Source organism: Arthrobacter sp. ov118 (assembly GCF_900116495.1).
GTDB lineage: Bacteria > Actinomycetota > Actinomycetes > Actinomycetales > Micrococcaceae > Arthrobacter.
This window is the reverse complement of the sequence record NZ_FPAY01000007.1, coordinates 59,850-82,750: the sequence shown is the minus strand read 5'-3', so window position 1 is coordinate 82,750 and position 22,901 is coordinate 59,850. Positions and strand designations below refer to the sequence as shown.

20 protein-coding genes are annotated in these 22,901 nt (G+C 66.7%); 16 read left to right on the top strand and 4 right to left on the bottom strand.

Translation table 11 applies throughout. The features are described 5' to 3' along the window. Nucleotides 1–65: 65 nt before the first annotated feature. From BM372_RS13755 to BM372_RS13680, 16 genes are all read left to right on the top strand, one after another. Nucleotides 66–1,103, top strand: a complete 1,038-nt coding sequence (locus tag BM372_RS13755; RefSeq protein ID WP_090956019.1) for a tRNA (adenine-N1)-methyltransferase — start codon at nucleotides 66–68, stop codon at nucleotides 1,101–1,103. A gap of 84 nt (nucleotides 1,104–1,187) precedes the next feature. Next, nucleotides 1,188–2,987, top strand: a complete 1,800-nt coding sequence (arc, locus tag BM372_RS13750; protein WP_090956018.1) for a proteasome ATPase — start codon at nucleotides 1,188–1,190, stop codon at nucleotides 2,985–2,987. Beyond that, nucleotides 2,984–4,657, top strand: coding sequence for a depupylase/deamidase Dop (dop, locus tag BM372_RS13745; protein ID WP_371261745.1), 1,674 nt, complete (start codon nucleotides 2,984–2,986; stop codon nucleotides 4,655–4,657). The genes arc and dop overlap by 4 nt, the downstream gene beginning before the upstream one ends. A 91-nt stretch (nucleotides 4,658–4,748) precedes the next feature. Continuing rightward, nucleotides 4,749–4,952 carry a ubiquitin-like protein Pup gene (locus BM372_RS13740; protein ID WP_090956017.1) on the top strand — a complete coding sequence of 68 codons (204 nt, stop codon included), beginning with the start codon at nucleotides 4,749–4,751 and terminating at the stop codon, nucleotides 4,950–4,952. A gap of 83 nt (nucleotides 4,953–5,035) precedes the next feature. Beyond that, on the top strand, nucleotides 5,036–5,878 hold the full coding sequence (gene prcB, locus BM372_RS13735; protein WP_090956016.1) for a proteasome subunit beta: 843 nt from the start codon (nucleotides 5,036–5,038) through the stop codon (nucleotides 5,876–5,878). Between the two features lies 1 nt (nucleotide 5,879). Continuing rightward, complete coding sequence (prcA, locus tag BM372_RS13730; protein ID WP_090956015.1) at nucleotides 5,880–6,587, top strand: proteasome subunit alpha; 708 nt, start codon at nucleotides 5,880–5,882, stop codon at nucleotides 6,585–6,587. Between the two features lies 1 nt (nucleotide 6,588). Then, a complete protein-coding gene (pafA, locus tag BM372_RS13725) occupies nucleotides 6,589–7,953 on the top strand; it encodes a Pup--protein ligase (RefSeq protein WP_090956014.1) in 1,365 nt (454 codons plus the stop codon). A gap of 111 nt (nucleotides 7,954–8,064) precedes the next feature. Continuing rightward, nucleotides 8,065–9,000 carry an FKBP-type peptidyl-prolyl cis-trans isomerase gene (locus BM372_RS13720; RefSeq protein WP_090956013.1) on the top strand — a complete coding sequence of 312 codons (936 nt, stop codon included), beginning with the start codon at nucleotides 8,065–8,067 and terminating at the stop codon, nucleotides 8,998–9,000. Nucleotides 9,001–9,039: 39 nt separating this feature from the next. Continuing rightward, nucleotides 9,040–9,435 carry an FKBP-type peptidyl-prolyl cis-trans isomerase gene (locus tag BM372_RS13715; RefSeq protein ID WP_090956012.1) on the top strand — a complete coding sequence of 132 codons (396 nt, stop codon included), beginning with the start codon at nucleotides 9,040–9,042 and terminating at the stop codon, nucleotides 9,433–9,435. 247 nt (nucleotides 9,436–9,682) lie between these two features. After that, nucleotides 9,683–11,701, top strand: coding sequence for a helix-turn-helix transcriptional regulator (locus tag BM372_RS13710; RefSeq protein WP_090956011.1), 2,019 nt, complete (start codon nucleotides 9,683–9,685; stop codon nucleotides 11,699–11,701). Between the two features lie 5 nt (nucleotides 11,702–11,706). Next, a complete protein-coding gene (locus tag BM372_RS13705) occupies nucleotides 11,707–12,084 on the top strand; it encodes a hypothetical protein (protein ID WP_090956010.1) in 378 nt (125 codons plus the stop codon). A gap of 35 nt (nucleotides 12,085–12,119) precedes the next feature. After that, nucleotides 12,120–12,389: a Sec-independent protein translocase subunit TatA gene (tatA, locus tag BM372_RS13700; protein ID WP_090956009.1), complete on the top strand. Its 270-nt coding sequence runs from the start codon at nucleotides 12,120–12,122 to the stop codon at nucleotides 12,387–12,389. 48 nt (nucleotides 12,390–12,437) lie between these two features. Beyond that, entirely contained in the window at nucleotides 12,438–13,232 is a 795-nt protein-coding gene (gene tatC / locus BM372_RS13695) for a twin-arginine translocase subunit TatC (protein ID WP_177236015.1), read from the top strand. A gap of 24 nt (nucleotides 13,233–13,256) precedes the next feature. Next, nucleotides 13,257–16,184, top strand: a complete 2,928-nt coding sequence (locus tag BM372_RS13690; protein ID WP_090956007.1) for a DEAD/DEAH box helicase — start codon at nucleotides 13,257–13,259, stop codon at nucleotides 16,182–16,184. Between the two features lie 120 nt (nucleotides 16,185–16,304). Continuing rightward, a complete protein-coding gene (locus BM372_RS13685; RefSeq protein ID WP_090956006.1) occupies nucleotides 16,305–18,005 on the top strand; it encodes an amidohydrolase in 1,701 nt (566 codons plus the stop codon). A 487-nt stretch (nucleotides 18,006–18,492) separates the two neighbouring features. Continuing rightward, nucleotides 18,493–19,227: a polyprenol monophosphomannose synthase gene (locus BM372_RS13680; RefSeq protein WP_090956005.1), complete on the top strand. Its 735-nt coding sequence runs from the start codon at nucleotides 18,493–18,495 to the stop codon at nucleotides 19,225–19,227. Nucleotides 19,228–19,354: 127 nt separating this feature from the next. On the opposite strand, the gene BM372_RS13675 is transcribed toward BM372_RS13680, so the two are convergent. The 4 genes from BM372_RS13675 to BM372_RS13660 form a co-directional block, all read right to left on the bottom strand. Then, nucleotides 19,355–19,702 (bottom strand): RNA polymerase-binding protein RbpA, encoded by a 348-nt coding sequence (locus tag BM372_RS13675; RefSeq protein WP_090956004.1) that lies wholly within the window; start codon nucleotides 19,700–19,702, stop codon nucleotides 19,355–19,357. 396 nt (nucleotides 19,703–20,098) lie between these two features. Then, nucleotides 20,099–21,055 (bottom strand): SPFH domain-containing protein, encoded by a 957-nt coding sequence (locus BM372_RS13670; protein WP_090956003.1) that lies wholly within the window; start codon nucleotides 21,053–21,055, stop codon nucleotides 20,099–20,101. Between the two features lie 92 nt (nucleotides 21,056–21,147). After that, entirely contained in the window at nucleotides 21,148–21,609 is a 462-nt protein-coding gene (locus BM372_RS13665) for an NfeD family protein (protein WP_090956002.1), read from the bottom strand. Nucleotides 21,610–21,815: 206 nt separating this feature from the next. Then, on the bottom strand, nucleotides 21,816–22,757 hold the full coding sequence (locus tag BM372_RS13660) for a putative RNA methyltransferase (protein WP_090956001.1): 942 nt from the start codon (nucleotides 22,755–22,757) through the stop codon (nucleotides 21,816–21,818). Nucleotides 22,758–22,901: the final 144 nt, after the last annotated feature.

Genomic DNA, 22,901 nt, shown 5'->3' with positions numbered 1-22,901 from the left:
GCCCGCCGGCACGTCCCCGGCGACACAGCATTCCACACAGCTTTACAGGAGCGAGGAACATCTTCATGAGCAGCGACACTGCCGCCAACACCACCACCGCCACCACCGGCGCGACCGGTGCGGGGCGCCGCCGCGGACCGTTCCGCGAGGGCGAGCGGGTCCAGCTCACGGACGAGCGCGGCCGCATGAACACGATCACGCTCGAGGTGGGCGGGGCCTTCCACACCCACCGGGGCTTCCTGAACCACGACGAGATCATCGGCAAGCCGGACGGTTCCGTCGTCGTGAACAACGTCGGACAGCAGTACCAGACCCTGCGCCCGCTGCTCTCGGACTTCGTGCTCTCGATGCCCCGCGGCGCGGCCGTGGTGTACCCCAAGGACGCCGGCCAGATCGTCACCATGGCAGACATCTTCCCCGGCGCGCGCGTCGTCGAGGCCGGCGTTGGCTCGGGCGCCCTGTCGATCTCCCTGCTTCGCGCGGTGGGGGACCACGGCTACCTGCATTCCTTCGAACGCCGCCAGGAGTTCGCGGACATCGCCCGCGGCAACGTCGAGACCATCTTCGGCGGACCGCACCCGGCCTGGAAGATTTCCCTCGGAGACTTCCAGGAAGAAGTGGTGCGCACCGAAGAGCCGGGCTCCGTGGACCGGGTGGTCCTGGACATGCTCGCCCCCTGGGAATGCCTCGACGCCGTCGCCACCGTCCTGGCCCCCGGCGGCGTGTGGATCAATTATGTCGCGACTGTGACGCAGCTTTCGCGGACAGCCGAAGCCATCCGCGCCGACGGTCGCTTCACCGAACCGGACGCGTGGGAATCCATGGTCCGCGGCTGGCACCTCGAAGGCCTCGCCGTACGCCCGGATCACCGCATGGTGGCCCACACCGGTTTCCTGCTCGTGACCCGCCGGCTCGCCGACGGCGTCACCGGAATCTCCGTGAAGCGCCGCCCCTCCAAAACCGACTTCAACGAAGAGGACGTCAATGCCTGGACGCCGGGCGCTGTCGGGGAGCGGGCGGTCTCGGACAAGAAACTGCGCCGCGCCGCCCGTGACGCGATCGCCGGGACAAACGTTGTGGACGCCCCGGACATAACGAACTAGGCAGCATATTTCGGATGCCTCCAGCGGCACCCGCCTTCTTAGGGCTATGGTCTTAACAGAAGAGCAGGAAGGGGCTGATGCACGATGGAGACTCCGAACACTGACCCGGGCCGCACACCGGCCGAGGACGCAGCCGAAGCTGCAGCACGCGCCGCCGGATCCGGCGACGGCGACCGGTACGCCGCCGCCGAACTTTCCGTCGCCGAGCGGCAGGTCAATATCCTCCGGGACAAGCTCCGGCATATTGACCGCCAGCTCGCCGCCGCGACGCAGAACAATTCCAAACTGGTCAGCATGCTGGAAACCGCCAAGGCCGAGATCATGCGGCTCAAGAACGCCCTAGACCAAGAGGGTCAGCCGCCGTACAGCTTTGGCACGGTCCTGCAGCTCAACCCCAAGCGCCAGCCCACAGCGGGAAACAGCGGCCAGGCCGCCACGGAAGAGTCCGTGGACATCTTCAACGCCGGCCGCAAGATGCGGGTGGGCATCAGCCCGCTGGTCAACATCAACCAGCTGGCGGTCGGTCAGGAAGTCCTGCTGAACGAGGCCCTGATGGTGGTCGCCGGGCTCGGCTACGAGCGGGCCGGAGACCTCGTCACACTGAAGGAAATGCTGGGGCCGGACCGCGCCCTGGTGGTGGGACGCGCCGACGAGGAGCGGGTCATCAGGCTGTCCGGGGCCCTGCTCGCCCAGCGGCTCCGGGTGGGGGACGCGCTCTCGATCGACTCACGCACCGGCTACGCACTGGAAAAGATCCCACGCTCCGAGGTGGAGAACCTCGTGCTGGAAGAGGTCCCGGACATCACCTACCAGGACATCGGCGGCCTGGGCCCACAGATCGAACAGATCCGCGACGCCGTCGAGCTGCCGTTCCTGCACCCCGACCTGTACCGCGAGCACGGGCTGAAGGCGCCCAAAGGCATCCTGCTGTACGGGCCGCCGGGCTGCGGCAAAACCCTGATCGCCAAAGCTGTGGCCAACTCGCTGGCCGCCCGGGCCGCCGAGCGCGCCGGCAAGACGGACATGAAGAGCTACTTCCTGAACATCAAGGGACCCGAGCTGCTCGATAAGTACGTCGGTGAGACCGAGCGGCACATCCGTCTGATCTTCGCGAGGGCCCGTGAGAAGGCCTCCGAAGGCAGCCCCGTGGTGGTCTTCTTCGACGAAATGGATTCGCTGTTCCGCACCCGCGGCACCGGCATTTCCTCAGACGTCGAAACGACCATCGTTCCGCAGCTCCTCAGCGAGATCGACGGCGTCGAACGGCTGGACAACGTCATTGTCATCGGCGCCTCCAACCGGGAGGACATGATCGATCCCGCGATCCTGCGCCCCGGCCGGCTGGACGTCAAGGTCAAGATCCAGCGCCCCGACGCCGAAGCGGCGGCCGACATCTTCGCCAAGTACATCACCACGGACCTGCCCTTCCACGAGTCCGACCTCGCCGAGCACAAGGGCGACGTCCAGGGGACCGTGGACGCCATGGTCCAGCGGACCGTCGAGGCGATGTACTCCACCGAAAAGTCCAACGAATATCTCGAGGTGACCTACGCCAACGGCGACACGGAGATGCTCTACTTCAAGGACTTCAACTCCGGCGCCGTCGTCCAGAACGTCGTGGACCGGGCCAAAAAGTACGCCATCAAGGACCTGCTGACGATCGGCCAGAAAGGCCTGCGCATCGACCACCTGCTCCGGGCGGTGGTGGACGAGTTCCGTGAGCACGAGGACATGCCCAACACCACCAACCCGGACGACTGGGCACGGATCTCCGGCAAGAAAGGTGAACGCATCACTTACATCCGCACCATTGTCCAGGGCAAGGCCGGCCAGGAACCCGGGAAGTCCATCGAGACGATGCCCAGCACGGGCCAGTACCTGTGACGGCGCCTGTCCCGGGCCGGCCGGCCGACACGGCCGGCGGCCTGCCCGTGGGCGGGGCGATGAGGGTGATGGGCTCGGAGACCGAATACGGCATCCACGCCCCCTCCGCCCCGGGCGCCAACGCCACCATGATGTCTGCCCGGGTCATCCAGGCCTACGCCCAGGTGACCCGGCAGCGCGCCGCCGGCGGCGCCGAAACCCGCTGGGACTACACGGACGAGGAGCCCCTGCATGACGCCCGGGGCTGGACCCTGGAGCGCAGCAGCGCGGACCCGGAACAGCTCACCGACCAGCCTCCGGTGCTGGACGCCGAGGCCATAGCGCTGGCCTACGGACGGCAGGAGCTGGAGGCGGACGGCGAGGACGAGTCCGGCTCGCTGCTGATGAACATGGTCCTGGGCAACGGCGCTCGGCTGTACGTCGACCACGCCCATCCGGAGTATTCCAGCCCGGAAGTGACCAACCCCCGCGCGACCGTGACCTGGGACGCCGCCGGTGATCTGGTGGCCCTCGCCGCCGTCCGCCGCCTCGCCGCAGATGCCGAACTGCCGCCGGTCAACCTGTACAAGAACAACACGGACAACAAGTCGGTCTCCTACGGCTCGCACGAGAACTACCTCATGCCCCGTGCGGTGCCCTTTGGCGAGATCGTCCGGGGACTCACGCCATTCTTCGTGACCCGGCAGATCATCTGCGGTGCCGGGCGGGTGGGACTCGGTCAGGACAGCAGCCGGCCGGGCTACCAGATCAGCCAGCGGGCCGACTTCTTTGAAACGGAGGTGGGCCTGGAAACCACCATCCGCCGGCCCATCATCAACACCCGGGACGAACCCCACGCCACCGCGGACAAATACCGCCGGCTCCACGTCATCATCGGTGACGCCAACCTCAGCCAGGCGTCCAACTTCCTCAAATTCGGCACTACCGCCATGGTCCTGAGCCTGATCGAAGCCGGCCTGGCGCCGCGGATCGAAGTCCACGAGCCCGTCGCCGCGCTGCAGTCCGTCAGCCACGACACCTCGCTTTCGGCCACGCTGCGCCTGGCCGACGGCCGCCGGATCACGGCCCTGGACCTGCAGTGGATCTACTTCGAAGCCGCTTCGAAGCACGCGCAGGACACCGGCGTCGCGGACGCGGTGGACGGTGACGGGCACACCCACGAGGTGCTGGAACGGTGGTCCAGCACCTTGACGGAGCTCGGCAATGACCGGGCGGCCGCCGCCTCCTCGGTGGAATGGCTCGCCAAGTTGTCCCTGCTGGAGGGCTACCGCCAGCGCGACGGGCTCGAGTGGGACAGTGCGCGGCTGGGCCTGGTGGACCTGCAATGGGCCGACATCCGCCCCGAAAAGGGGCTCTACTACCGGCTGCTGGCACGCCAGAGGATGCAGCGCATGGTCGACGACGCCGAAATCAGCCGTGCCGTGACCGAACCGCCGTCGGACACGCGCGCATACTTCCGCGGACGATGTGTGAGCCGTTTCGGGTCCGACCTCGCGGGCGCGAGCTGGGACTCGGTGATCTTCGATCTTCCCGGCCGCGGCAGGCTCCAGCGGGTCCCCACCCGGGAGCCGTTGCGCGGAACGGAAGCCCTCACAGGCGGCCTTTTCGCCCGCCACCGCGACGCAGGATCGTTCCTGGCCGAACTGCTCGGACTTAGCCCCGGTTCCTAGGAACAAAGGCCCCCGCAGGCGCCTCTGGCGTGGCACTATTGCTACAGGATGTCCCTTATTAGAAATGGGGACGGACATGAAGGAGAGAACAATGGCAGGCCAGGAGCAGCAGCAGCCGCAGTCCCGGGACACCGAGGTTGACGAGGACATCCCCGCCGCCCCGCCCGCCCCGGCGGACGCCCAGGCCTCGGCGGCAACGCAGGGCGTTGACGATCTTCTCGACGAGATCGACGGCGTGCTGGAGTCCAATGCCGAGGAGTTCGTCCGCGCATTCGTCCAAAAGGGCGGCCAGTAGGAGCGCCGCCGGCCGCCGCATGAAAGGGGCGGAGGGACTAAGGGCCGGAAGAGTCGTTGATCCACCACGTTGAGGGAGCGTCATTGCAGGAAACAACAGCCAACCGTGTAGCGGCCAATGCGACGTCCTCATTCACCGAGCATCTGCGGCGCGAACGGCCCGACTTAATGCCCTTCGGCCAGGCACCTTTCAACCAGCTGCCCGGCGCCGGGCAGGCCGCCCAGCCCGCAACGCCCCTCCAGGCCCCGCACGGAACCACCATCGTGGCGATGAGCTACGCCGGGGGAGTGTTGATGGCCGGTGACCGCCGCGCCACGATGGGCAACGTGATCGCGAGCCGGCACATCGAAAAAGTCTTCCCGGCGGACCAGTACTCGGTGCTGGGCATCGCCGGGACCGCCGGAATCGCCCTCGACATCACCCGGCTGTTCCAGGTCGAACTGGAGCACTACGAGAAGATCGAGGGTACGCTCCTGAGCCTGGACGGCAAGGCCAACCGGCTCGGCGCCATGGTCCGCGGCAACCTGCCCATGGCCATGCAGGGCCTCGCCGTCGTTCCCCTGTTCGCCGGATTCGACCGGCCCGCCGGCTTCGGCAGGCTCTTCTCCTACGACGTCACGGGCGGACGCTACGAGGAGCAGGAACACCACGCCGTGGGGTCCGGTTCGATGTTCGCCCGCGGTGCCCTGAAGAAGCTCTGGCGTCCCGGCCTTTCCGAGGAGGACGCCGTAGCGGTCGCCGTGGAAGCACTGTACGACGCCGCCGACGACGACTCCGCCACGGGCGGCCCGGATCCGGTCCGGCAGCTATGGCCGGTGGTTTACGTGGTGAACCGGTCGGGCGCCTTCCGGGTCCCCGAACGCGAGCTCGCCGCCGTGGCCGGCCGCATCGTCGATGCCCGGGCCGTCGCCCAGCGGGAGGCCTGAGATGACCCAGCAGTTCTATGTGTCCCCCGAACAACTGATGAAGGACCGTGCGGATTTCGCACGGAAGGGCATCGCCCGCGGCCGCTCGGTGGTGGTGGTCAGCTGCCGGGAGGGGATTGCCCTCGTGGCGGAGAACCCGTCCCCGTCGCTGCACAAGATCGGCGAGATTTACGACAAAATCGCCTTCGCCGCCGTCGGAAAGTACAACGAGTTTGAGAGCCTGCGGCAGGCGGGGGTGCGGTATGCCGATGTCCGCGGCTACTCCTACGACCGCGAGGACGTCACGGCCCGCGGCCTGGCGAGCGTGTACGCCCAGAGCCTCGGCGCGGTGTTCACGGCCGAGCAGAAACCCTTCGAGGTGGAACTTGCCGTGGCCGAGGTCGGCCGGGTCCAGGAGGCGGACCACCTGTACCGGCTGACCTTCGACGGGTCCATAGCCGATGAACACGGCTTCATCGTCATGGGTGGCCAGGCGGACAGGGTGTCCGAGGCGGTCGCCGCTGGCTGGGAGGGCGAACTCGATTTCGCCGGAGCCATCCGGCTGGCCCTCGCCGGACTCGTGGCGGACAAAGAAACAACCACCCTGCCGGCATCCGCGCTGGAAGTCGCCGTCCTGGACCGCGGTTCGGAGAGCAGCCGCGGGACCCGCCGGGCCTTCCGGCGGCTCGAGGACGCGGACATCGTGGCATTGCTGGCTGAGGAGAAGTGAGATGGACAAGCGCATTTTCGGCATCGAAACCGAATTCGGAATTTCCTATTCAAGTCCGGAGTCCCGGCCGTTGGCACCTGAGGAAGTGGCCCGCTACCTCTTCCGTAAGGTGGTCAGCTGGGGACGGTCTTCCAACGTTTTCCTGACCAACGGCTCCCGGCTTTACCTGGATGTCGGGTCCCACCCGGAGTACGCCACGGCCGAGTGTGACGACCTTGCCCAGCTGATCTCCCATGACCGTGCCGGGGAACTGATCCTCTGCGACCTTGTGGACGAAGCCCAGGAGCGGCTGGCGGCCGAGGGCTTCAACGGGACCGTGTATCTGTTCAAGAACAACACCGACTCGGCCGGGAACTCGTACGGCAGCCACGAAAACTACCTCATTCCGCGCCGGGGGGAATTTTCCCGGCTCGCCGAGATCCTGATCCCGTTCCTCGTAACCCGCCAGTTAATCGCCGGGGCGGGCAAGATCCTGAAGACCCCGCACGGGGCGACCTTCGCCTTCTCCCAGCGGGCCGACCACATTTGGGAGGGCGTCTCCTCAGCCACCACCCGCTCCCGGCCCATCATCAACACCCGGGACGAGCCACATGCGGACGCGGAGTTCTACCGGCGACTGCACGTGATCGTGGGGGACTCCAACATGTCCGAAACCACAGCCCTGCTCAAGATCGGCACGGTGGACCTGATCCTGCGGATGATCGAGGCCGGGGTGATCATGCGTGACATGCGGATGGAAAACCCGATCCGCAGCATCCGGGAGATCTCGCACGACCTGAGCGGCCGGGCCCTGGTGCGGCTGGCCAACGGTCGGCAGCTCACGGCGCTGGAGATCCAGCGCGAGTACCTGAGCAAGGTGACGGCTTTCGTGGCCGAGCAAGGGGCACACAACCCGCACGTGCCGCTGATCCTGGACCTCTGGGAGCGCACCCTGGATGCCATCGAAAGCGGCGACACCAGCACGATCGATACCGAAGTGGACTGGGCCATCAAGAAGAAGCTCATGGACAACTACCGGAATCGGCACGGGCTGGGGCTTGACGCACCCCGCATCGCGCAGCTGGACCTGACCTACCATGACATTTCCCGCGGCCGCGGACTCTTCTACCTGCTCCAGGCCCGCGGGGCCGTGCGGCGGGTTGTGGATGACACGGCAGTAAAGGACGCCGTGGATGCCCCGCCGCAGACCACCCGGGCCAAACTCCGTGGCGACTTCGTCCGCCGCGCCCAGGAACTGGGCCGCGACTACACCGTGGACTGGGTCCATCTGAAGCTGAACGACCGCGCCCACCAGACCATTTTGTGCAAGGATCCGTTCCGCAGCGTGGACGAGCGTGTGGATGCGCTGCTGGACTCTATGGGCTGATACCCAGCTTTCCGCGTTAGTCTGGAGGAGTGCCGTTTCACGGCCAACGCTTACTTTGCCGCTGGCAACTGCCCGGCGAGGCGTCCATCCTGCCCCGACGAAAGTTTTTAAGTGCGCCGACTACTAGCCATTCTTCTGCCCGGACTGCTGCTGCTGACCGCCTGCGGCGGCGGCGAGGCGCCGCCGGCCCCGGAACCCACCAGCCAGTCCGCGGGTGAGACCGCAAAGCTGGACTCGGTCAAACTGACGGAGAAGGGGGACAAGTTGGCCCCAGGCGTCGAATTCACCAAGCCGCTCGACGTCAAGGAACCCACCATCAAGGTAATCACCGAGGGCAGCGGTGACCGGGTCAAGGCCAACCAGATCGCCAACATCTCGATCGTGGCTTTCAAGGGCACTGACGGATCCACCCTCGAAGACACCTTCCCGAACGACCCCGAGCCGCTGGAGCTGAACGAAGAGCTCAAGACCAGCAGCCCCGTGATCTACAACGCCTTCGTGGGCGCCAAGATTGGCTCCCACATTGCCCTGGCCGTTCCCGGCAAGGCCGCAGCCGAGGGCACCGAGGCCCAGCCGACCCAGCTCCTGGTCGTCAAGGTGCTCTCGGCCAAGGACGCCCCGCCGGTCCTGGAAAAGCCCGAAGGCGACGCCGTCACCCCGCCGGCCGGTCTGCCGACCGTCACGGAAAACGACAAGGGCGTGCCGCAGATCTCGGTGGCAGGCGTCGCGGCGCCGACCGCGCTGGTCTCCCAGGACCTCATCAAAGGCAAGGGCCAGGCCCTCAAGGAAACCGACACCATCACCGTCAACTATGTCGGCGTTGCCCTCGCCACCGGCAAGGTGTTTGATTCCAGCTTTGACAGTGGCAAGAAGGCTACCTTCCCCCTCACCGGCGTCATCAAGGGCTGGACCCAAGGCCTGACCGGCAAGACGGTCGGCTCCCGCGTCCTCTTGGTGGTTCCCAAGAACCTCGCCTACGGTGATCAGGGCCAGGGCGACGCGAAGGGCGACCTCGTCTTCGTCGTCGACATCCTCGGCGTCAAATAATCCACCGCATCCACCGCACATCACCCCAAAGGAGCAACCATGTCATTTGGAGAGCGCAAGCTTGACCGCGAAAAGCCGGAAATCGACTTCCCCGAAGGAGACGTTCCCACTGAACTGGTCATCACCGACCTGATCGAAGGAGACGGCCCCGAGGCCAAGGCGGGCGACACCGTTTCCACCCACTACGTGGGTGTCGCCTGGTCCACGGGTGAAGAATTCGACGCCTCCTGGGGCCGCGGCGCACCGCTGGACTTCCGGGTCGGCGTCGGCCAGGTCATCCAGGGCTGGGACCAGGGCCTGCTGGGCATGAAGGTAGGCGGCCGCCGCCGCCTCGAGATCCCCTCCGAGCTCGCCTACGGTTCCCGTGGCGCCGGCGGGGCGATCGGCCCGAACGAGGCCCTGATCTTCGTCGTGGACCTCGTCGCCGTCCGCTAGTCCCCACCCGCCCCCTATCCTCGCAAGCTCGGACAGGGAACCCGGCGGGCGTGGGCCCACCACCCGCCCCCTATCCTCGCAAGCTCGGACAGGGAACCCGGCGGGCGTGGGCCCACCACCCGCCGGTGGTACCAGCAGGCAGAATAAGCTGCAGACATGCACGGAGCGCGGTAACAATCGGAAACCTTCTTCCGGCTGTTGCCGCGCTTTCGTCTTTTTCGGGGATCTGTTTTAGTACCCTTGCGAGGTGTCCGCCTCACGAACAGAACGCCTCCTGAACCTGCTCATCGCTTTGCTCAACACCAAGTACGGCCTGCGCCGCAGCGAACTGCGGGAAAAGGTGTACCACGACACGACGAGCAGCGACGTCGCCTTCGGCCGCATGTTCGAACGCGACAAGGGCGAGTTGCGCCAGTTCGGCTTCGACGTTGAGACCGTCACGGACAAGGGGTGGGGCTCCGACGACCCGGCCACCACCCGCTACCGGATCGGCAAGGAATCGAACCGGTTGCCCGATGTCAGCCTCACCCCCGAGGAATGCACGGTCCTCATCCTGGCGGCGCAGCTTTGGGAACACGCCGCCCTCGGTTCCGCCGCCGCGGAAGCGGTCCGTAAGCTGCAGGCCGCCGGTGGTCTGGCCGACGCCGAACTCCCCACCGGGGTCCAGCCACGGATCCGCCCTGCCGGCCAGGCCTTCGAAGACCTGGTGGCCGCCATGCACGCCCAGCACCCGGTCAGTTTCCGCTACCTCGCCGGGAGCACCGGCAAGGAGGAGGAACGGCTGGTGGAGCCGTGGGGCCTCGGCAGCCGCTTCGGCCAGTGGTACCTCGTGGGCCACGACCGGGCCCGGGGGGACAAACGCTTCTTCCGGCTGACCCGGCTGACCTCCGCCGTGACAGTGCTGGACAAGGAGAGCTTCACGCCACCGGCCGGATTCAACGTCCGCGCCGAACTCGCGGCCCTGCCAGAGTTGCCCCTCCAGACCGCCGTCATCGACGTGGACCGCGGGAGGCTGCTGGGACTGCGCAAACGCGCCGTACCGGCCGCCGACGGGACACAGCAACCCGGCACACAGGGACCCGCGGCCGGCAGGGACCGGATCGCGGTGTCCTTCCGCGACGCTGAGACGCTGGGGGAGGAGCTCGCCTCCTACGGCCCCCGCGTGGCCGTGGTGTCGCCGCCCGAGCTGGCCTCCGTCGTCCGCCGCCGCCTCACCGCGGCCGCCGCGTTCGCCGCCGCACCGGTTCCCGCCGTCGCCTTCCCGGCCGCCGGACGCCCAGGCCGGACGCGCAAGGGCACGTCCGAGGACCAGCTGAAGCGGATGCTGCAGCTCGTGCCCTTCCTGGTCCACAATCAGGGACTGCACATCAGCGAGGTTGCGGCCAGGTTCGGGATCACCCGCAAGGCGCTCGAGGACGACCTGCGGATCCTGATCTGCTCGGGCCTGCCGGAAGGTTATCCGGACGATCTGCTGGACATTCAATGGGACGATGACCACGTTTTCATTACCCAGGCCCTGGACCTGACCCGTCCCGTCCGTTTCACCGTGGACGAGGCCTGCGCGCTGCTGACCGGTCTGGAGACCCTGAACGGCCTGCCCGAACTCGCCGAGGGCGGTGCGCTCGAATCGGTGACGCTCAAGCTCATGGCCGCGGCCGGGGAAGCGGGCCTCAAGGCCGCCGCGCTCTCCGGTCCCGAAGTGGCACCCGGCAACGCCGCCACCCTGGAAACCGCCCGCGCCGCCATCCGCTCGGGCGCCCAACTGCGCCTGGTGTACTTCTCGCCGCAGCGCGACGCCGTGTCCGAACGCGACGTGGACCCCTTGCGGCTTTATTCGCTCGACAACACTTGGTACCTCGAGGCGTACTGCCACTCGGCCGTGGGACTGCGCAACTTCCGCCTGGACCGGATCGAGGCCCTTGCTCCCAACGGGCGCCCCTCGGCCAGGACGGCGAAACCGGCGGACAGCTTCCCGGTGAAGCTGTTCACACCGAACGACGACGACACGCTGGTGGTGGTGGAACTGGCGCCGCGCGGCACCGGCCTCGCTGACGACTACTATGCCGAACGCACCGCACCCCTGCCAGGCGGCGGCATGCTGGCGGAAATCCGGTTCGGCAGCACGGACTGGCTGCCGATGTTCGTAGCCCAGCACGGCGGCATGGTGCGGATCCTGGAGCCTGACTCGCTCGCGGACGCCTCCCGGGCGTGGATCGCGGCCGCCCTGGCGCAATACAAAGACTCACCGGCCGGGCCGATAGACTGAACAGCATGCCTTGGTGGTCTTGGATCCTGATTTGGATAGCGCTCGTCGCGGTTTCGCTGTTGTTCTACGGCGTGCTCGGCGTGCGCTTGTTCCGGCAATTTACGACCACGCTGAGGGAGTTGAGCGAAGCCGCGGACAGGTTTTCGCACTTGCCCGCACCGGCGGGTCCCGACGCCGTGCCCGTAACAGCCGACGCCGGCAGCGCTGGCGGTGCGGCCCTGCGGCCGGCCCCCGGCGACGCCGTTTTTGCCTCACCTGCCCGCATGCGTCATGATTACCACGCATCCAAGTTCGCCCGGCAGGAAGCCCGCCGGCTGCGCCGCATGCAGCGCAAGAAGGACCGCGGGCAGCCCCAGGCTCTGCGGGACATCGAAGCGGGTTAGACATAGGATGAAATTTAACGAAAGGACCTTCTGTCATGAGGCTTGAAGGCTGGCATCTCATCATCATCATCGTTCTGGCATTGGTGCTGTTCGCTGCACCGAAGCTTCCGGGCATGGCCCGCAGCCTCGGCCAGTCGATGCGCATTTTCAAGTCCGAAGTCCGCGAAATGAAAAAGGACGGCGGCTCCGACGCCAAGGACGGCTCCGAACCGGTTGAGGGCAGGGTCGTCAACCACCCGCAGGCTACCCCGCCGGAAAGCCGCACCGGCGACGGAACCGACGTTCCGCCGTCCACCCGCGCCTAAGACCGCATGGCAGTAACCATGAGCCGTCGATCGAACCCCGAGGGGAGGATGGCGCTCCTTGACCACCTCAGGGAGCTGCGCAACCGGCTCTTCAAGGCGGCAATCGCCGTCGTCCTCGGAACCGTGGTGGGCTTCCTTGTCTACCAGCCGATGCTGGCGGCGCTGATCAAACCGATCCGTGACCTGAACCAGCACGAGGGCCGGCAGGCCACCCTGAACTTCGACGGCGTCGCGAGCTCCTTCGACCTCATGATCCAGGTGTCAGTGTTCCTGGGCCTGATCATCGCCAGCCCCGTCTGGCTTTACCAGCTGTGGGCCTTTATTGTCCCCGGGCTGCACAAGAAGGAACGGCGCCTTGCCCTGTCCTTCGTGGCCGCGGCCGTGCCGCTGTTCATCGGCGGCGTGCTGATGGCCTGGCTCGTGCTGCCGAACGCCGTGCGCGTCCTGACCGATTTCACGCCGTCGGGCGGCTCGAACTTCATCAGCGCCCAGGTCTACCTGTCCTTTGTCCTGCGGCTGCTGCTCGCCTTCGGCATCGCGTTCCTCCTCCCGGTGGTCCTGTTCGGGCTGAATCTGGCCGGCATCATCAAAGGCCAGCAGCTCGTCAAGAGCTGGCGGATCACGGTGTTCCTGGTCTGCCTGTTCGCTGCGATGGCCGCCCCTGGCGCCGACGCCATGAGCATGTTCTACCTGGCCGGACCCATGCTGGTCCTGTTCTTCGCCGCGATCGGGCTCTGCCTGCTCAACGACCGCCGGCGCGAACGGCGCGCCGTCAAACGCGACGCCGAGACCGAAGCCACAGCCGACCAGGCCACCCCCAGCTCCGAGCTGGAGAATCTCTAGGCTTTCGCGCATTAGGCTGGAAGTATGTCGTCACATTCCGGGCCGGAGTCGCCATCCGAACGTTACCGCGCCAGCGTCGAGCGGGCTGCGGAAGCCAAGACCCATTTGGGCGGTTTCATCCGCACCCTCGAATTTGAACTCGACGAATTCCAGCGTGAGGCGTGCCTTTCCCTGCAGGCCGGCCGGGGTGTGCTGGTGGCTGCCCCGACAGGCGCCGGGAAGACGATCGTCGGTGAGTTCGCCGTCTATCTGGCTCTCCAGCGCGGGCTCAAGGCCTTCTACACCACGCCCATCAAGGCGCTGAGCAACCAGAAGTACTCCGAGTTGGCCGCCAAGTACGGCGCTGACCGGGTAGGCCTGCTGACGGGGGACACGAGCATCAACGGCGACGCACCGGTGGTGGTGATGACAACCGAAGTGCTCCGCAATATGCTCTACGCGGATTCGGACACCCTGGATGACCTCGGTTTCGTGGTCATGGACGAGGTTCACTACCTGGCCGACCGGTTCCGCGGCGCGGTGTGGGAAGAAGTCATCATCCACTTGCCCAGCGAAGTCCAGGTGGCCTCGCTGAGCGCCACGGTCTCCAACGCCGAGGAGTTCGGTGCTTGGCTCGATACCGTCCGCGGGCAGACCGACGTGATCGTCTCCGAACACCGACCGGTGCCCCTGTGGCAGCACGTCATGGTGGGCCGGAAGATCGTCGACCTGTTCGCCGGCGATACCACGTTTGACGAAATCGCTCCTGCCGCTGAAGTAGAGGGAAGTGAGGCCGTTGCCGCGGCCGCGACCGCGACCGCCGTCACTGCCGCCGTTCCCGCCGGGCTGCCCCGACAGGCCGGCTTCGAGGTCAACCCGGAACTGCTTTCCATGGCGCGGGCCGAGAGCCAGATGAATTTCCGCGGCCGCTTTGGCCACGGCGGGCGGAACCAGCGGAACCAGCGCAACCAGCGCAACCAGCGCGACGAGCCCCAGGCCGGCCAGCGCAGCCCGGTGCGGAAGGCCAGCAGGCCCCAGGTCATCGCCAGCCTGGACCGGCAGGATCTCCTGCCGGCCATCACGTTCATCTTTTCCCGCGCGGGCTGCGACGCGGCGGTGGCCCAGTGCGTTTCGGCCGGACTCTGGCTGACCAACGAGCGGGAACAGCAGATCATTGCCCAGCGCGTCGACGAAGCTGCCCAGGACATCCCCTCGGATGACCTCGACGTGCTGGGTTTTTGGAGCTGGCGCGACGGACTGCTGCGCGGACTCGCCGCGCACCACGCCGGCATGCTGCCCACCTTCAAGGAAGTCGTGGAAAAGCTGTTCGTTGACGGCCTGGTCAAAGCTGTCTTCGCGACTGAAACACTGGCCCTGGGCGTCAACATGCCGGCCCGCTGCGTCGTGCTGGAGAAGCTGGACAAGTTCAACGGCGAGGCGCATGTCAACATCACGGCGGGGGAGTACACGCAGCTGACCGGCCGGGCAGGCCGCCGCGGCATCGACGTCGAGGGCCACGCCGTGGTCCTGTGGCAGCCGGGTACTGATCCGGCCGCCGTCGCCGGGCTCGCCTCCCGCCGGACTTACCCGCTCAACTCAAGCTTTCGCCCAACGTACAACATGTCCATCAACCTCTTGGCCCAGTTCGGCCGCCCCCGTGCCCGGGAGATCCTCGAGTCGTCCTTTGCGCAGTTCCAGGCGGACCGCTCGGTGGTCGGCCTGGCCCGGCAGGTCAGGAGCCGCGAGGAATCCCTCGCCGGGTTCAGCAAGGCCATGACGTGCCACCTGGGCGATTTCACCGAGTACGCACGGCTGCGGCGGGCCCTCGCCGACGCCGAGAAGGTGGCGTCCAGGACCAGCTCACGGGCCGCAAAGTCCCTTACGGAGGACTCCCTGAGCCGGCTGCTTCCGGGCGATGTGGTGGACGTTCCCTCCGGGAAGTCGCCGGGACTCGCGGTGGTGCTCAGCTCCGACCACCTGTCCCGGGAACCGCGTCCGGCCGTCATGACGCTGGACAACCAGCTCCGCCGGATCGGTCTGCAGGACGTGGAAGGACCGTTGTCGCCGATCACCCGGATCAGGATTCCCAAGTCCTTCAACGCGAAGGTCCCCAAATCCCGCCGGGACCTCGCGTCCTCGGCCAGGAACGCGATCCGCGAGCAACGGCCCCCGGCTCCTCCGCGCCGCGACGACGACTTTGGCCGGTCCGCGGCCGCCCCCAACCAGGAGAAGCGGATCGCGGAATTGCGCCGGGAGCTCCGCGCCCACCCGTGCCATGGCTGCAGCGAACGTGAGGACCATGCCCGGTGGTCCGAACGCTGGTGGAAGCTTCGTCAGGAAACCGACGGGCTGATCCGTCAAATTCAGGGCCGGACCAACACCATCGCCAAAACGTTCGACCGCGTGTGCGGCGTCCTGACCAGCTATGGCTACCTGGACACGTCGGACGGCGGGGGGCTCTCTATCAGCCCGGACGGTCAGCGGCTGCGGCGGATCTACGGTGAAAAGGACCTGCTGATCTCGCAGTCCCTGCGGATGGGCGCGTTTAACGATCTCGACGCCGCCGAAATCGCCGCGCTGGCCAGCGCGCTGGTCTACCAGGCCAAACGCGAGGACCGCGGCCTGCGGCCGAAGATGCCGAGCGTCTCGCTGGAGTCTGCGGTGGACACCGTGGTCCGCGAGTGGTCCGCCCTGGAGGACGTGGAGGAGGCCAACAAACTGCCGCTCACCGGAGAACCGGAACTCGGCCTCGTCTGGCCCATCTTCAAATGGGCCAAGGGCCGCCACCTCCAGGAGGTGCTGAGCGGCACGGACCTGGCCGCAGGTGACTTTGTCCGGTGGGTCAAACAGGTGATCGACCTCCTGGACCAGCTGGCCGACATCCCGACCCTCGACCCCCGCATTGCGCGGCTCTGCGCGCAGTCCATCAAACTCATCAAACGCGGCGTCGTCGCTTATTCCTCGGTGGCGTAAGGGGCGCCGTGCCGTCCGGCACGCTCCGGGCGCCCACCAGGTCTTCCAGTATTTTTCATGTGCCTATTTCGCAAATTGCCGGCCGCGAGCCGGCCGCTAGCCTCAAGGAGTTCCCGTCCCATGACCGCTTCACCGGCCGCCCCCCGCAAGGTCACGCTGTACCGCAACGGCTCCGTCTACACGGCGGCCGATCCGTTTGCGACGGCGATGCTCGTCGACGGCGACACCGTCGCCTGGGTGGGTTCGGAGCAGGCCGCCACCTCCATCGCGGATTCCTCCATGGCGGTGATCGATTTGCAGGGGGCGCTTTTGGCGCCGGGCTTTGTCGATTCCCACGTGCACCTGACTGAAACCGGCATCGCGCTGGGCTCGATCCAGCTCGCAGGCGTACGCTCGGCCGCCGAACTGCTCGACGCCGTCGCCGCCGCTTCCGCCTCGGCCTCTGGTGGGGGCGGAACGGTGCTGGGCCACGGCTGGGACGAGACCACGTGGAGCGATCCAGCACTGCCTAGCCGGGAGGAAATCGAACGCGCAGCCGGCGGCCGGCAGGTCTACCTCTCCCGGGTAGACGCGCACTCGGCCCTGGTGTCGAGTTCGCTTGCCGCTGCGGCGGGGCTGGAAGCACTGGACGGCCACGACGCCGGCAGCCAGGTCAAGCGCTCCGCGCACACCGCGGCCCGCCGTGTGGCCCGCATGCTGCCTGCCGAGACGCTCCGCGGCTACCAGCAGCGTGCCCTCGCCGAGGCGGCCGCCAACGGATATGTGGCCGTCGCCGAGATGGCGGCTCCGCACATCGGAGGCGTCGAGGACCTGCGGGCCGCGGCGGCCTGGAACAGCGGCCCCGGCGGCGGTGTGAATGGCACCGCTGTGAACGGCGGCGGTGCGAACGACACGGCGGTGCCCGAGGTCCTGCCTTACTGGGGCGAGCTGGCCACCTCTGCGGACCATGCCCGGTCCATCCTGGACGGATTGGGCGTATCGGTTCTGGGCCTTGCCGGTGACCTCAACATCGACGGTTCGATCGGCTCACGGACGGCTGCCCTGCGCGCCGATTACGCTGACGCGCCGGGGGAGCGGGGCAGCCGGTACCTTTCCGCGGCCGAGGCAGCCGCCCATCTTGCCGCGTGCTCGCTCCTGGGCATCCAGGCCGGCTTCCATGTGATTGGCGACGCCGGCCTCGACGCGGCCCTCGATGCTCTCGATCTGGCCGCCGCCGAAGTAGGGGAGCAACGTATCCGGGCGGCGGGGCACCGGTTCGAACATGTGGAGCTTGCGGATCCCGCGGCAATCAGCCGGCTGGCACGCTATTCCGTGACGGTCAGCGCCCAGCCCGTCTTTGACGCCCTGTGGGGAGGCGCGGACAGCCTGTATCAGCAGCGCCTGGGCTCCCGCCAACTGGGCATGAATCCCTTTGGAAGTTTCTATGCTGCCGGCGTGCCGATTTGCTTCGGCAGTGACAGCCCCGTGACGCCGCTGCGCCCGTGGTCCAGCGTTCGCGCGTGCCTAGAGCACAATAATCCGGCAGAACAGATCTCCGCCCGCGCCGCGTTCCTGGGCCACACCCGTGCCGGTTGGCGTGCAGCCCGTTACCGCAACCCCATGGCCGGGCAGCTGGTGCCCGGCGCCCCGGCCAGCTTCGCGGTTTGGGAAGTCGAGGAACTCATGGTCCAGGTTGCCGACGGACGGGTGCAGTCCTGGAGCACGGATCCGCGGGCACGCACTCCGCTCCTGCCGGCGCTGGACACGGGCAACGATCCTTTGTGCCTCCAAACAGTCCGGGACGGCCAGGAACTTTACGCCAGCGGCGCCCTTGGCGCCTGACCCGCGGGCGGACGCGGGAGCATGTCATCCGGCGGCCTCCGCCGTCCCCGTCATCCGGCGACCTCATTGGTCGGTGCGCCCGAAACATTGACCTGGGCGAGTCAGTCCTGAACTGCGACGATGGACAAATCGGCAGGTCACAGCTTGGTTGACAGATTTTGGCGCCCCCGTAGCATTGAGGGTCAACGGAGGGTTGCGTTCGCGCAGGCTCCGGCAGTCCCCGGTCTATTCCAAGTTGCCGCCACCGCGGTAGCTCTTGTGGTCATGACCATGGGAACCCCGAGGGGCGGGTCCACTTCGCAGCAGAAAACGGTTCGGCGCCACAATTTTCGTGGCCTGCCGGTACTGGCCCGAAGCGGGTGGACCTGCCCGGGGGTCAGCGGGCCCGGGACCGCGTGCGACTCTCTATAATGGGAACTTGCGCCTGGAACTCCACGACAGTTCTTAGCGGGCGCCCCGACTGCTCCCTTCAAGGAAAGGCCTCGCTGTGCGTGTCCTCACCATCATCCCCACCTATAACGAGCTGGAATCGTTGCCCAAGACCCTCGGTCGCCTCCGCACTGCTGTGCCGGCCTCCGACGTGCTGGTTGTCGACGACAACAGCCCCGACGGCACCGGGCAGCTGGCGGACAGCATGGCCGCCGAAGACGGGCAGGTCCATGTCCTGCACCGGGCCGGAAAGGCCGGGCTGGGAGCCGCGTACATCGCCGGCTTCCAATGGGGCCTGGATGCCGGCTATGACATCCTCGTGGAGATGGACGCCGACGGCTCCCACCAGCCCGAGCAGCTGCCCCAACTGATCGAGGCCGTGGAGCAGGGCGCGGACCTTGCCATGGGCTCACGCTGGGTTCCCGGCGGCCGGGTCGTCAACTGGCCCGTGTACCGGCAGGCCATCAGCCGCGTAGGCAGCACCTACGCCCGGATCATGCTGGGCGTAAAGATCAAGGATGTCACGGGCGGTTTCCGGGCCTTCCGCCGGACCACTCTCGAAAAACTGAATCTGGATGCGGTGGACTCGGTCGGCTACGGCTTCCAAGTGGATCTGGCCTGGCGCGTGGCCAAGCTCGGCCTGACGATCGTCGAACGCCCCATCACGTTCGTTGAGCGTGAACTCGGCGCTTCGAAAATGAGCGGAAACATCGTGGTGGAGGCCATGGTCAACGTCACGAAATGGGGCCTTACCGCGCGCTGGAACAAGCTCAGGGGCAAGAAGGACGCCTAGCAGACCGGAGACGTGCGCCGAATCGGACGGCACCCGGCAGCAGAAAAGGACCGGGCCCGCATCATCAGGTGATGCGGGCCCGGTCCTTTTTGTCTGGCCTCAGCGGATTCGCTGGCCGGCCAGGCGGCTAGGCCGAGCGGCGTTCGCCGCGGCGTTCACGCAGGATCGTCAGGCGGTCTTCGAGGATCTGCTCAAGCTCGGGGAGGCTACGGCGCTCCAGCAGCATGTCCCAGTGCGTGCGCACTGCCTTTTCGTTGCTGTTGGTGGGGCGTTCGCCATCCACCAGCAAGGCTTCCTTGCCCGTCTTCGACACCCAAACTGGGGGGATTTCAGCTTCGGAGGAGAACGTCACGAACACCTGCTCGCCGTCCTCGCAACGGTATTCAACCCGCTGGCGCGGAGCCGGTTCGACGCCGGATTCGGTCTCCATGCTCTGTGCGCCAAGGCGCATTCCCCGCAGGCTGCGATCGCTCATCTTTTCTCCCTCTATTCGGTTCGCAGGGTCCAGCCCTGCGGTATCCGGGGACCGTCAGGCGCCGGACTTCTGGTTGCACTGCGCTGTACCGCAACGGCCCGGGGTGGTCGGGCGAGAGGCTGGTCCGCAGTGGCAAAACTGATTGGTGACGTCATATAAATGAACGCCTTGCGAAGCGTTTTTGTTCCGGTCGGCTGAACCGCCCGGACAAATATTCAAGTATACGGGAGTGGTGCACGCGAGGTAAAGCGAGTGGCCCGCGGGTGTGAGCTGCGTATCGTGTACCCGCCGGATCCCCTTAAGCCGACAGGGCCCCGCGGCCGGGACGGAAGGTCCGGGCCGCGGGGCCATGTCGCGGGGCCCAACCAGGGGCGCGCACCTAGCCTTCCAGGGCGCCTATGGTCGGCTGCCCGGCCTGTCGGCGCCGGGCGCAGACAGCGGATCGACTCCCTGTGCCGGAGCCGGGGGCGGTTCCGGCGTTGCGCCGGTTCCCAGAACGCTGCCGATGCCCTTCAGGGCGTCGCCAACCTCGCTGGGAATGATCCACAGCTTGTTCGAGGAGCCGTCCGCGATTTTCGGAAGGGTCTGGAGGTACTGGTATGCCAGCAGCTTCGGGTCCGGATTGCCCTTGTGGATCGCGTCGAAGACCTTCTGGATGGCCTGCGCCTCGCCGTCAGCCCGCAGGATCGCGGCTTTGGCGTCGCCTTCGGCTTTCAGGATGGACGACTGGCGCTGGCCTTCGGCGGTGAGAATGGCGGACTGCTTGGTGCCTTCCGCAGTCAGGATGGCGGCCCGGCGGTCACGCTCGGCACGCATCTGCTTCTCCATCGAATCCTGGATCGAATGCGGCGGATCGATCGCCTTGAGCTCCACCCGGGAGACCCTGATGCCCCAGCGTCCCGTCGCCTCGTCGAGGACGCCACGGAGCTGGCCGTTGATCTGGTCGCGCGACGTCAGCGCTTCCTCAAGGTTGAGCCCGCCGACGACGTTGCGCAATGTCGTGGTGGTGAGCTGCTCGACGGCCTGGATGTAGTTGGCGATCTCATAGGTGGCGGCGCGGGCGTCGGTGACCTGGAAGTAGACAACGGTGTCGATCGAAACCACCAGGTTGTCCTCAGTGATCACCGGCTGCGGCGGGAACGAAACCACCTGCTCTCGGAGGTCGAGCAGCGGCAGCAGCCGGTCGACGAACGGAATCAACAGGGTCAGGCCGGGGTTCAGGGTGCGTTGGTATTTACCCAGTCGTTCAACGACGCCGGCGCGGGCCTGCGGAATGATCCGGACCGAGCGGACCAGCACAATAATTACAAAGACAATCAGTACTAGCAGCACAATTGCGACTGCGATATCCATACATCACCTATTCCCCAGTTGTTTGATTCACGTCCCGCTGTGGCAGTTCCGCGGTTTGGCCTGCTGCCATGTGCAAAACGTTGTGCCGCCGCCTATTGGATTGCCGATTCCGGCTGTCCGGTCACGATCGCGGTGGCGCCGTCGATGGCACTCACGACGGCCTGCTGGCCGGGTGCCAGCAGTCCGGATTCGGACCGTGCACTCCAGACGTCCCCGCCAATCTTGACCAGTCCGCCGCTTTCGCTTACCGCTTCCATGACGAGCGCGGATTCGCCGATGAGTCTTTCGATGTTGGTGCGCCGGTCCGCCGGGCCCTTATGGAGGTGCTTGAGGGCCACCGGCCGGACGAAGCCGATCATGAGCAGGGACACCACGCAGAAGCCGATGATTTGCAGCCACAGATCTGCCCCGGCGAAGTCGGCCACCAGTCCGGCGAGGGCGCCGCCGGCGAGCATAATAAAGAACAGGTCCAGTGTGAGCATCTCGACCACGGCAAACAGGAGGAAGATGGTGAGCCACAGCGCCCACCAGTTTTCGGCCAGCCATTGAGACATCAATTCCCCCTTGAGTATCGGGAGCTGAAGGCACAGTTCCCCAGTACTGTCTTTCCATCCTAAGCGGAAGGGCACAGGCTGAACCCGGGGACCGGAAATTGATGGACAAAGTGGCCAAGTCGTTACGTGATTGGTTGATTTACCGGCCCGAGCAGGCGTTCGGGGAGCGCCGGATCGGTCGGTCCGGCCGCTTTATGCGATGGGGTTTAGGCGAGGGGTGCAAATACGCTGATGCGGAACCGTGCCGAGACGGATGTCGACGGCGCAAGGGCGGCCTCGAGGGCAGCGAGTGCGGAACGATCCAGGTGGTGACCGGCCGGCCCCATGAAAGCTAGACGGGTCACGTCGCGCGGACTCAGGGCCAACGCCAGGTCCAGATCACGCGCCTCGACGGGTGCGAAGTGCCCGCCAAGGGAGGCAGCCAGCCGCTCATCCTTGGCCGGCTCGATGCCCAGCATGCCGGTCTGGCCGGCAATCTCCGCCAAGTGCCCGGGGCGGGGCGTCACCACCACCAGGCGGCCCCCGCGCCTGAGCACCCTCGCGAACTCGGGGGCGTTGCGCGGGGCAAAGACTACGGTGATGGCGTCGACGGCGTTGTCCGCGACCGGAAGCGGCTGCCAGACATCCCCAACCACGTTCAGGGCCTCCGGGTTCAATCTGGCGGCCCTTCGGAGCGCGAACTTGGAAATGTCCAGGCCGATGGCCGTCGGCACAATTCCCGAACCGGCATCCACCGCTCGTCCGCCACCTTCAACAGGGTTTGATTCAACACAGCCTGGTTCAAAACGGTCTGGTACAAAACGGTCCAGCAGGGTCCTCAGATAGTGGCCGGTGCCTGTTCCGGCGTCCAGTACCGCGGGACGACCCTCCCGGACCCCTGCGAGCGCGGGCGCGGCGAGCTCGGCTACGGCGTCGGCCAGCGGTTGGTAGTGCCCGGCGGAGAGGAAATCGAAACGTGCCGCCACCATCTGCGCTGTATCAGCCTCAAACGCCGTGCCTTTGCCCACGAGGAAGTTGAAGTAGCCCTGCTTCGCCGCATCGAAGCTGTGGCCGGCGCCGCACACGAGGGTTCGGGCGCCATCACCGCCGGACCGCAGACTGTTCCGGCATACCGGGCACAGCAGGGGGAAGTCGGGGGCGGAAGGCATGCGTCCATCCTAAGTGCGGATGGCGTGGGTGCAGGCTGCAGGCGCACCTGCCGTGGCGGTGTCTCGAGGACCGAGCGTGCTTAGCGAGTGTCCCTGCCCAGCAGTCCGGCCGCGCCGCACCGGCCGGACGTGAGATGGTTCACA

Bases quoted from the DNA above. Each gene is read 5' to 3' on its own strand.
- BM372_RS13670 (WP_090956003.1), bottom strand. From the start codon at position 21,055: ATGGATATCGCAGTCGCAATTGTGCTGCTAGTACTGATTGTCTTTGTA.
- prcA (WP_090956015.1), top strand. From the start codon at position 5,880: ATGACCCAGCAGTTCTATGTGTCCCCCGAACAACTGATGAAGGACCGT.
- BM372_RS13690 (WP_090956007.1), top strand. From the start codon at position 13,257: ATGTCGTCACATTCCGGGCCGGAGTCGCCATCCGAACGTTACCGCGCC.
- BM372_RS13740 (WP_090956017.1), top strand. From the start codon at position 4,749: ATGGCAGGCCAGGAGCAGCAGCAGCCGCAGTCCCGGGACACCGAGGTT.
- BM372_RS13660 (WP_090956001.1), bottom strand. From the start codon at position 22,757: ATGCCTTCCGCCCCCGACTTCCCCCTGCTGTGCCCGGTATGCCGGAAC.
- BM372_RS13705 (WP_090956010.1), top strand. From the start codon at position 11,707: ATGCCTTGGTGGTCTTGGATCCTGATTTGGATAGCGCTCGTCGCGGTT.
- BM372_RS13665 (WP_090956002.1), bottom strand. From the start codon at position 21,609: ATGTCTCAATGGCTGGCCGAAAACTGGTGGGCGCTGTGGCTCACCATC.
- BM372_RS13685 (WP_090956006.1), top strand. From the start codon at position 16,305: ATGACCGCTTCACCGGCCGCCCCCCGCAAGGTCACGCTGTACCGCAAC.
- BM372_RS13675 (WP_090956004.1), bottom strand. From the start codon at position 19,702: ATGAGCGATCGCAGCCTGCGGGGAATGCGCCTTGGCGCACAGAGCATG.
- BM372_RS13715 (WP_090956012.1), top strand. From the start codon at position 9,040: ATGTCATTTGGAGAGCGCAAGCTTGACCGCGAAAAGCCGGAAATCGAC.
- tatC (WP_177236015.1), top strand. From the start codon at position 12,438: ATGGCGCTCCTTGACCACCTCAGGGAGCTGCGCAACCGGCTCTTCAAG.
- tatA (WP_090956009.1), top strand. From the start codon at position 12,120: ATGAGGCTTGAAGGCTGGCATCTCATCATCATCATCGTTCTGGCATTG.
- arc (WP_090956018.1), top strand. From the start codon at position 1,188: ATGGAGACTCCGAACACTGACCCGGGCCGCACACCGGCCGAGGACGCA.
- pafA (WP_090956014.1), top strand. From the start codon at position 6,589: ATGGACAAGCGCATTTTCGGCATCGAAACCGAATTCGGAATTTCCTAT.
- BM372_RS13755 (WP_090956019.1), top strand. From the start codon at position 66: ATGAGCAGCGACACTGCCGCCAACACCACCACCGCCACCACCGGCGCG.